Source organism: Leifsonia lichenia (assembly GCF_054780215.1).
The window spans coordinates 463396-471799 of record NZ_BAAGWT010000009.1; the positions used below are offsets into that span (position 1 = coordinate 463396).

At 67.5% G+C, this 8404-nt stretch carries 10 protein-coding genes and 1 pseudogene; 9 read left to right on the forward strand and 2 right to left on the reverse strand.

Features of this window, described 5'->3' with window-relative positions; genetic code table 11:
* The first annotated feature begins 5 nt into the window (after window positions 1-5).
* On the forward strand, window positions 6-1394 hold the full coding sequence (locus tag ACYVGI_RS17195) for a pyridoxal phosphate-dependent decarboxylase family protein (RefSeq protein WP_460633798.1): 1389 nt from the start codon (window positions 6-8) through the stop codon (window positions 1392-1394).
* 65 nt (window positions 1395-1459) lie between these two features.
* Here the strand turns inward: ACYVGI_RS17195 and ACYVGI_RS17200 are convergent, their stop codons facing one another.
* Window positions 1460-1822 carry a DUF1844 domain-containing protein gene (locus ACYVGI_RS17200; protein ID WP_055891069.1) on the reverse strand — a complete coding sequence of 121 codons (363 nt, stop codon included), beginning with the start codon at window positions 1820-1822 and terminating at the stop codon, window positions 1460-1462.
* Between the two features lie 268 nt (window positions 1823-2090).
* Between ACYVGI_RS17200 and infC the strand changes: the two genes are divergently transcribed.
* The 4 genes from infC to ACYVGI_RS17220 all read left to right on the forward strand — a co-directional run bounded on the left by infC (window position 2091) and on the right by ACYVGI_RS17220 (window position 4303).
* Window positions 2091-2747 (forward strand): translation initiation factor IF-3, encoded by a 657-nt coding sequence (infC, locus tag ACYVGI_RS17205; RefSeq protein ID WP_085369999.1) that lies wholly within the window; start codon window positions 2091-2093, stop codon window positions 2745-2747.
* The gene (rpmI, locus tag ACYVGI_RS17210; RefSeq protein WP_460633799.1) at window positions 2747-2941 is read left to right on the forward strand and encodes a 50S ribosomal protein L35; all 195 of its coding nucleotides are present in this window, start codon (window positions 2747-2749) and stop codon (window positions 2939-2941) included. The genes infC and rpmI overlap by 1 nt, the downstream gene beginning before the upstream one ends.
* Before the next feature lie 32 nt (window positions 2942-2973).
* A complete protein-coding gene (gene rplT / locus ACYVGI_RS17215; protein ID WP_055891081.1) occupies window positions 2974-3360 on the forward strand; it encodes a 50S ribosomal protein L20 in 387 nt (128 codons plus the stop codon).
* 127 nt (window positions 3361-3487) lie between these two features.
* Window positions 3488-4303: a TrmH family RNA methyltransferase gene (locus ACYVGI_RS17220; protein ID WP_460633800.1), complete on the forward strand. Its 816-nt coding sequence runs from the start codon at window positions 3488-3490 to the stop codon at window positions 4301-4303.
* 64 nt (window positions 4304-4367) lie between these two features.
* Here the strand turns inward: ACYVGI_RS17220 and ACYVGI_RS17225 are convergent, their stop codons facing one another.
* Window positions 4368-5873, reverse strand: a complete 1506-nt coding sequence (locus ACYVGI_RS17225; protein ID WP_460633801.1) for an MFS transporter — start codon at window positions 5871-5873, stop codon at window positions 4368-4370.
* Window positions 5874-5945: 72 nt separating this feature from the next.
* On the opposite strand from ACYVGI_RS17225, the gene ACYVGI_RS17230 reads away from it, so the two are divergent.
* The 4 genes and pseudogenes from ACYVGI_RS17230 to ACYVGI_RS17245 form a co-directional block, all read left to right on the forward strand.
* Window positions 5946-6629: a TetR/AcrR family transcriptional regulator gene (locus ACYVGI_RS17230; RefSeq protein WP_460633802.1), complete on the forward strand. Its 684-nt coding sequence runs from the start codon at window positions 5946-5948 to the stop codon at window positions 6627-6629.
* A 523-nt stretch (window positions 6630-7152) separates the two neighbouring features.
* Window positions 7153-7458 carry a hypothetical protein gene (locus ACYVGI_RS17235; RefSeq protein WP_460633803.1) on the forward strand — a complete coding sequence of 102 codons (306 nt, stop codon included), beginning with the start codon at window positions 7153-7155 and terminating at the stop codon, window positions 7456-7458.
* Window positions 7459-7622: 164 nt separating this feature from the next.
* Entirely contained in the window at window positions 7623-7928 is a 306-nt protein-coding gene (locus tag ACYVGI_RS17240; RefSeq protein ID WP_460633804.1) for a hypothetical protein, read from the forward strand.
* A pseudogene (locus ACYVGI_RS17245) lies at window positions 7925-8404 on the forward strand (hypothetical protein); the annotation flags it as partial. The gene ACYVGI_RS17240 and the pseudogene ACYVGI_RS17245, both read left to right, overlap by 4 nt.

Consider the following 8404-nt stretch of genomic DNA (forward strand, 5'->3'; position numbering starts at 1 on the left):
GTACGATGACCGGCGTGAGCGCGGACGACTCGTTCGGTCCAGCCCTCGGCGAAGCGTCGCGGCTCGCCGAGCGATGGCTCGACGGCGTCCGCGAGGGCAGCATCCCCGCCACCGCCACTATCGACCAGGTCAAGGACGCGCTCGGCAGGAGCATCCCGGAGCGCGGAGACGACGCGACCGCGGTGCTGCGCAGGATGGGCGAGGCCATCGAGCCCGGCCTGCTCCGGATGCACTCGCCGCGCTTCCACGGCTGGGTGATCGGGGGCGCCCAACCCGTCGCGCTCGCCGCGGACTGGCTGGTGTCGGCCTGGGATCAGAACGCGACGCTGCGGACAGTGACGCCGGGGGTGGTCGCTGCGGAAGAGCTGGCGGGGGAGTGGATCGTCGACCTGCTCGGCCTCCCGCCCACCGCCGAGGCCGGTTTCGTGACCGGCGCGACGATGGCGAACTTCGTCGGAATCGTCACGGCGCGCGACCACGTGCTGCGCACGGCGGGCTGGGACGTCGCGGCTGACGGCCTCGCGGGCGGTCCGCGTGTGCGATTCATCGCCGGGGCGGAGCGGCACGGCTCGCTCGACGAGGCCGGCCGGTTCGCCGGGCTCGGCGCCGCTCGGCTCGTCGACGCCGACGACGAGGGCACGATGCGCGTGGATGCGCTGCGCGAGACGCTCGCGGCGGGCAGCGGACCGACCATCGTCTGCCTGCAGGCGGGGAACGTCCACTCCGGTGCGTTCGACCCCATCGCCGACGCGGTGGAGGTCGCGCACGCCGCAGGCGCGTGGGTGCACATTGACGGGGCGTTCGGGCTGTGGGCCGCCGCATCGCCGCGGCTTCGCCACCTGACCGAGGGGATGGAGGCGGCCGACTCGTGGGCGACGGATGCGCACAAGACGCTCAACGTCCCGTACGACTGCGGCATCGCCGTCGTCGCGCATCCCGGGTTGCTGCACGCGTCGTTCGCTCAGCACGCCGCGTACCTGACGGCGTCGGCGGAGGGCTCCGACCCGAACGACCGGGTGCCAGAGCTGTCCAGGCGCGCCCGCGGCGTGCCGGCTTACGCGGCGCTGGCCCAGCTCGGTCGGCACGGAGTCGCCGACCTGGTGGAGCGGCTGGCGGACGCGGCCGACGAGCTGCGGGCGCGGCTCTCCGAGCTGCCGGAGGTGCGCATCCTGAACGATGTGGTGTTCACGCAGGTGTGCGCGACGTTCGGCAGCGACGAGCGCACGCGCGCCGTGACCGCCGAGCTGGCGCGGGGCGGCGTCGCGTTCGGATCGCCGTCGCGCTGGCATGGGCGCGACGTGCTGCGCTTCTCGGTGAGCAACTGGCTCACCGACCGTGCAGAGGCGGCGCGCACCGCCGCCGCGGTCGCCGACGCTCTCACGCGCATCCCGTAGCAATCGAGCCCAGGCTTAATCGCCTTAAGAACGCGGTTTGCGGTGAAAAAGCCGGGGCTCGATTGCTAGTTGACGGGGCCGGTGTACTTCTCGCCGGGGCCCTTGCCGAGCTCGTCGGGGATGGGGGACGCCTCGCGGAAGGCGAGCTGCAGGGAGCGCAGACCGTCGCGGAGGCTGCGGGCGTGCTGGTCGCCGAGGTGCGCTGCGCTCGCGGTGACCAGGCCGGCGAGGGCGTCGATGAGCTTGCGGGCCTCGTCGAGGTCGGTCTGCGCATCCGGGTCGTCGGCGAGTCCGCACTTGACCGCAGCGGCGCTCATCAGGTGCACCGCGGTGGTCGTGATGACCTCGACGGCGGGGACTTCGGAGATGTCGCGGGTGGCCGCGCTGACGTCGTCGGAATCATCGAAGACGTGGGATGTGTCGCTCACTGCTTTCCTCTGTTAGAATCGTTCGGGCTCCGGGACTTCTGTCTCGGTACGAAAGTGGAGATTCCTCCCACCCGCGCTTGACCGCTTCACTAGGTTACCGGGTTGTTGCACTCCGCCAACGCGCGCAAGCGCGGGGGTAGACAGGGTGCTGTACCAGGCCTGCGAGAAATCGCAGGAATGCGTTGGTGCGTGGAAAATCCTCTTTCGCCGGTGTCGTCACCCGACGAGATCGCGGCCGCGAAGTATCGCTTGATCAGAGGAGAAAAGCATCAGCGATCCCCGTACCAATGACCGTATCCGCGTCCCCGAAGTTCGACTTGTCGGCCCCAGCGGTGAGCAGGTCGGCGTCGTCAAAATCGAGGTCGCCCTCCGACTCGCGCAGGAAGCAGACCTGGATCTGGTTGAGGTTGCTCCCAACTCCAAGCCGCCTGTCGCGAAGATCATGGACTACGGCAAGTTCAAGTACGAGGCTGCGCAGAAGGCCAAGGAGGCCAGGCGCAACCAGGCGAACACCATCCTCAAAGAGGTGCGGTTCCGCCTCAAGATCGACAAGCACGACTACGAGACGAAGCGCAAGCGCGCCGAAGGCTTCCTGAAGGCCGGCGACAAGGTGAAGGCGATGATCCTCTTCCGGGGTCGCGAGCAGTCGCGTCCCGACCAGGGCGTCCGCCTCCTCCAGCGTTTCGCAGAAGATGTCGCCGAGTTCGGCTCGGTGGAATCCAACCCGACCATCGACGGTCGAAACATGGTCATGGTCATCGGCCCTCTGAAGAACAAGTCAGAGGCCAAGGCCGAGGCCAACGCACAACGTGCCGCCACGAAGGCGCGGGCCCAGGGCCGCGACACCGAGGCGGTTGCTGACGCAGACGACTCTGCTCAGTCCGAAGAGAGTTCGCCCGCCGAGGCGACGAACGAGGAGAAATAATGCCCAAGCAGAAGACCCACTCCGGGGCCAAGAAGCGCTTCAAGATCACCGGCAGCGGCAAGGTCATGAAGCAGCAGGCCGGGATGCGCCACAACCTGGAGGTCAAGTCCAGCGACCGCAAGCGTCGCCTCAACCAGGAGCAGGTCGTTCCCGAGGTGGATGCCAAGGTCGTCCGCCGGATGCTCGGCAAGTAACCCCACCCGACTTTTAAGGAAGTAAAGAAGACATGGCAAGAGTAAAAAGGGCGGTCAACGCTCACAAGAAGCGTCGGGTCATCCTCGAGCGTGCCGAGGGCTACCGCGGACAGCGTTCGCGCCTCTACCGCAAGGCCAAGGAGCAGGTCACTCACTCGCTGGTCTACAGCTACCGTGACCGCCGTGCGCGCAAGGGCGACTTCCGTCGTCTGTGGATCCAGCGCATCAACGCCGCGAGCCGTGCCAACGGTCTCACCTACAACCGTCTGATCCAGGGTCTGGGTCTCGCGGGCGTCGAGGTCGACCGCCGCATCCTCGCCGAGCTGGCCGTCAACGAGCCCGCCACCTTCGCGGCTCTGGTGCAGACCGCCAAGAAGGCCCTCCCCGCCGACACCTCGGCGCCGAAGGCTGCTGCGTAACCCGCACACACCACCGTCAGAACCCGGTCGACCTCCGCGTCGACCGGGTTCTCGCGTTTTCAGCGCGATCGTGTCACCCGAACGACTTCGGGCTCGATGATGCGGGGACGGGCCCTAAGCTGGGGACATGCTTGACAACCCGCGCTCACCGCGCGTTCGGGCCGTTGCCAAACTCGCGAAGCGCGCCGCCAGGGCCGAGACAGGCCTGTTCCTCCTCGAAGGACCACAGGCGGTGGCCGAGGCGCTGTCGTTCCGCCCGGAGCTCGTGGTCGAGCTGTACGCGACGCCGACAGCGCTCGAACGGTACAGCGACATCGCCCAGACGGCCGTCGACGCCGGCGTCGATGTCGAGTTCGTCACCGAGCAGGTGCTGGATGCGATGGCCGACACGGTCACGCCGCAGGGCTTCGTCGCCGTGTGCCGCCAGTTCCCCACCTCGGTAAAGGACATCTTCGCCGACGGGCCCAGGCTGGTCGCGATCCTCGAGGAGGTGCGCGATCCTGGCAACGCCGGCACGATCATCCGCGCGGCCGACTCCGCGGGAGCGGACGCGGTCGTGCTCACCGGGCGCACCGTCGACCTCTACAACCCGAAGGTGGTCCGCTCGACCACGGGCTCCCTCTTCCACGTCCCTGTCGCCGTCGGCGCCAGCCTGGACGACGTTGTGCAGCGCGCCCACAGCGCCGGCCTGCAGGTGCTTGCCGCCGACATCAAGGGCGAAGACCTCCTCGCGGCGCGCACGGACGGGCAGCTCGCCGAGCCGACCGCGTGGGTGTTCGGGAACGAGGCGCGCGGCCTGGACGACGACCAGTTGCACCTGGTCGACCGCGTCGTGACCGTGCCGATCTACGGTCGCGCCGAGTCGATGAACCTGGCCACCGCAGCGAGCGTGTGCCTCTACGAGTCCGCGTTCGCGCAGCGCTCTGCCGACATCCTGGAGTAGAGGCCTATCGACCCAGCGGCCGTCGCGGCCGTGAGGCGGGCGACGACCGCTGGGCCGGATGGGCTCAGTGTGCGATGACCGGTTCGTTCGGCTCCTGCGCATCCGCGGCGACGGAGCCGCCCGGGTTTCCGAGCGACGCACCATTGCTGCGGCGGCGGTAGAGCAGGCCGGAGAGGATCGCTCCGAAGACGAAGAACCCGGCGCCCCACCAGTACGCGGTGGCGTAGCTGTGCACCGCGGCCTCTGCGGCGACGGACGCGGTCGGCGGCAGGTGGGATGCAACGTAGTTCGTGGCCGCCGTCGCTGCGAGCGTGTTGAGCAGAGCTGTGCCGATCGAGCCGCCGACCTGCTGGCTCGTGTTCACCATCGCGGACGCCACACCGGCGAAGTGCCTGTCCACGCCGAGCGTCGCCGTCTGGATGGCCGCCGGCATGATCGAGCCCATGCCGGTTCCGAGGATCATCAACGCGGGCAGCACGTCGCTCGCGTAGTTCGCCGTCACGCCGAGGTGGGTCAGATAGACCATCCCGATCGCGGCGATGCTCATGCCGATCGGCACCATCACCTTCGGCCCGAACCTGGGCACGAAGATGTTGGTCGAGAGCTGGGCGGCGATCACCAGCATCACGATCATCGGCAGGAAGCCGAGCCCGGTCTGGATCGGGGTGAATTTGAGCGTGGTCTGCAGGTAGTAGGTGACGAAGAGGAAGATGCCGAACATCCCCGCTCCCGCGATCAGGATCGACGAGTACGACGCCCCGCGGTTGCGGTCGAGCACGATCGACAGCGGGAGCAGGGGATGCGCCGCCCTGCGCTGCCAGAGCACGAACGCGACCAGCAGCACGGCCGACGCGGCCAGCAGGCCCCAGCTCTGCGGCGAGTCCCAGCCGTCCGTCTCCGCGTTGGAGAATCCGTAGACGAGGCTGAACAGCGCGCCGGAGACGAGGATCGTGCCAGGGACGTCGAGCTTCGGCCGCGGGCCGGAGCGGGCGACGCTGCTGACGAAGATGCTGGCGCCGATCACGGCGACGATCGCGATGACGACGTTGATGTAGAGGTTCCAGCGCCAGTCGAGCTGCTCGGTGAGGAACCCGCCGAGCAGCAGGCCGACCGCTCCGCCGGCTCCCGCGATGGCGCCGAAGATGCCGAAGGCGCGCGCTCGCTCCTTGGGGATCGTGAACGTCGTGGTCAGCACGGCGAGGGCGGTCGGGGCGAGGAGGGCGCCGAACGCGCCCTGCAGGGCCCTGGCTCCCACGAGCATCCCGAAGGTGCCCGCCGCGCCGCCGAGAGCGGACGCTCCGGCGAAGCCGATGAGGCCGATGATGAAGGCGCGTTTGCGGCCGATGAGGTCGGAGAGCCTGCCGCCGAAAAGCAGGAGGCTGCCGAAGGCGAGGGAGTACGCGGTGACGATCCACTGGCGGTCGGCGTTGCTGAAGCCGAGGTCGGCCTGTGCCGACGGGAGGGCGATGTTCACGACGGTGGAGTCGAGGACGACCATGAGCTGCGCGAGGGCGACGGTGACGAGCGTCCACCAGCGGCGGGTCGAAACGGGAGGGGGATTCTGCGACATGGAGGTCAGCATATACGAAACTAACGAGTTCCGGATCTCCCGAGTTCTAAAATTAACCTTACAATGGTCTGGATGCACAGCCACAACACGAAGGGAGCCGCAATGACGCAGCTCGACACCGTTGACGAAACGCGGTCGGCGCCCGCGAAACTGGGTCGCAAACGCGACCACACCCGCGACCCGGAGATCATGGCCGCCGCCCTCGACGTGCTGGCGGAGACGGGGTACGAGCGGATGACCATGGACATGGTCGCCGCCAGGGCCAAAGCGGGGAAGGCCACGGTCTACCGTCGTTGGGGGTCGAAGGCCGAGCTGGTCATCGAGGCCGTCGCCTGCATGAAGAAGGTCGACATCGACCCGGAGACCCTTCCGGACACCGGCACGCTGCGCGGCGACATGGTCGCGATGATCAAACCGCACAGCCTCGAAGACGCGGAGAAGAAGCTGCGGGTGATGGCAGGGCTCATCTCGATGCTCGCGCAGGACCCCGACCTCGCGGAGGCGGTGAACGCCGCGATCGTCGAGCCCCGTGCATCCGTCAACCGGTTCTTCATGCGCAGGGCGATCGAGCGTGGCGAGATCGCGGCGGACTGCGATGTCGAGACGCTCTCGCTCGTGACGCCGTCGATGGCGTCATACCGCACGCTCATCCTGCACAAGCCGGTGGACAGGGAGTTCCTCATCTCGCTGATCGACGGGGTGCTGCTTCCCGCGGTCGGGCTGGGCGAGCAGCGGGGGAGCGCTCGCCAGGCGTAGTGCTCAGTGGGGTCGGTTAGCCGGGTCGTGGGCGGTCGGTCCCGGATGGCAACGTGGGCCCGCGGTGCTTGCCGGTCACGCAGATCCCAACGAAGAGCGCACTCGCGTGTCCCCAGAACCCGGCCGGAGCTTCCTCCGTGCTTTCGTCGTGAAGGCCGCCGAGCACGCCGGTCTCCCGTTGTCTTCGGCGGCGTAGTGGGGATGGCGGTAGCCGCGGGAGTCGGCCGCGGCCGCGGGGGACGTGTCGTGGGCGATACCCGCGCGTCGGCCCCGAGCTGATCCGTGGCGGGAGCAGCATCGCGCTCGGGGGCCGGGACACCGTATCTGATAGTGTCATGTTTGATATAACGGTGCGCCTTCTGGTGAGGGGATCAGTTCGTCATGCCGTGGGTTCGGGTTCGTCGGCGGGCGTGGCGGGAGCAGGGGAGATGTGCGAGTAGCTGGACGCGTGGTGGGCGCTGCCCTGGTGGGCGTCGTTCTGGTTGCAGGTCTGTCGGCTTGTTCGTTGATTGGAGATCGCCTGATGACACCAGACCCTCCCGTTCGGGACCAGCAGCGTGCGTCCGCGCTCTACTTCCGCGACGAGTACCAACCGAACGTCGAAAAGGTCCGGTTCACTCAGGAGGGCGGCCGACCGGGGCTCGGTGCATCGTGGAGGGCGAACGCGATCGCAACGGTCGAGGGCAGTGAGTACTACGTGATTATCAGCCCCGACCTCGGTCCGTCGTTCGTGGGCGGCACGGGCAGGCCGCCTAAAGCGCCGACGCCTCCCGTGCACCTTGCTTTGACGGTGGTCTATAGCGATGGAACGTCGGAGGTGATCGAGTGACGAGCGCTCAACGACGCGTGGTCATCTCGGGTCGGTCGTTCGGGACGACCCGCTCGATTGACGACTCTGCGTATGTGCGTGTGGTTCGAGTGGTGAGCGCTGCACTGCTGGGCGTCGTTCTGGTTGCAGGTCTGTCGGCTTGTTCGTTGATTGGAGATCGCCTCATGACACCAGACCCTCCCGTTCGGGACCAGCAGCGAGCGTCCGCGCTCTACTTCCGCGACCAATGGCAACCGAACGTCGAAAAGGTCCGATTCACCCAGGACGGCAGCCGCGGGGGACTCGGTGCGTCGTGGAGCGTGAACGCGATCGCAACAATCGAGGGCAGGGAGTACTACGTGATCATCAGCCCTGACCTCGGTCCGGCGTTCGTGGGCGGCACCGGTACGCCGCCGGATGCGCCGACACCTGCTCCGCACCTTCCTTTGACGGTGGTCTATAGCGATGGAACGTCGGAGGTGATCGAGTGACGACCGCCGAGCAGTACATGGACCTTGCGAACGAGGCATACCGAGTGGATCGTTTGATTCGGGACCCTCCGCTGGCTGTGGGCGAAGAGTTCGGCGTCGGTAGCGGCGATCACACGCAGAAATACCGCGTGATCGATACCGAGGATCACCCTGCGAACGGGTTCCAGGCGATGGCGGTTGTGCCGGTGGTGGATGGTGTGCCGGATATGTCGCAGATTGTTGTGGCGTTTGCGGGGACGAATCCGGATCATCGGGCGGATATTTTGGCGGATGTCGAGACGATTGTCGGGGGTGCGCAGGGTCCGATGTCGCAGGTGCTTGATGCGCAGTTCTTCGCCGATCGGGTCAGTGATTCGTTTCCGGGGTCGTCGGTGTCGACGGTGGGGCATTCGCTGGGTGGGTTCCTGGCGTTGCTGGTCGCGGCCGAGCACGACTGGGATGCGACGACGTTCAACGGGCCGGACCCGTGGGAGTTC

Bases quoted from the DNA above. Each gene is read 5' to 3' on its own strand.
- ACYVGI_RS17195 (WP_460633798.1), top strand. From the start codon at position 6: ATGACCGGCGTGAGCGCGGACGACTCGTTCGGTCCAGCCCTCGGCGAA.
- rpmI (WP_460633799.1), top strand. From the start codon at position 2,747: ATGCCCAAGCAGAAGACCCACTCCGGGGCCAAGAAGCGCTTCAAGATC.
- rplT (WP_055891081.1), top strand. From the start codon at position 2,974: ATGGCAAGAGTAAAAAGGGCGGTCAACGCTCACAAGAAGCGTCGGGTC.
- ACYVGI_RS17220 (WP_460633800.1), top strand. From the start codon at position 3,488: ATGCTTGACAACCCGCGCTCACCGCGCGTTCGGGCCGTTGCCAAACTC.
- ACYVGI_RS17225 (WP_460633801.1), bottom strand. From the start codon at position 5,873: ATGTCGCAGAATCCCCCTCCCGTTTCGACCCGCCGCTGGTGGACGCTC.
- ACYVGI_RS17230 (WP_460633802.1), top strand. From the start codon at position 5,946: ATGCACAGCCACAACACGAAGGGAGCCGCAATGACGCAGCTCGACACC.
- ACYVGI_RS17235 (WP_460633803.1), top strand. From the start codon at position 7,153: ATGACACCAGACCCTCCCGTTCGGGACCAGCAGCGTGCGTCCGCGCTC.
- ACYVGI_RS17240 (WP_460633804.1), top strand. From the start codon at position 7,623: ATGACACCAGACCCTCCCGTTCGGGACCAGCAGCGAGCGTCCGCGCTC.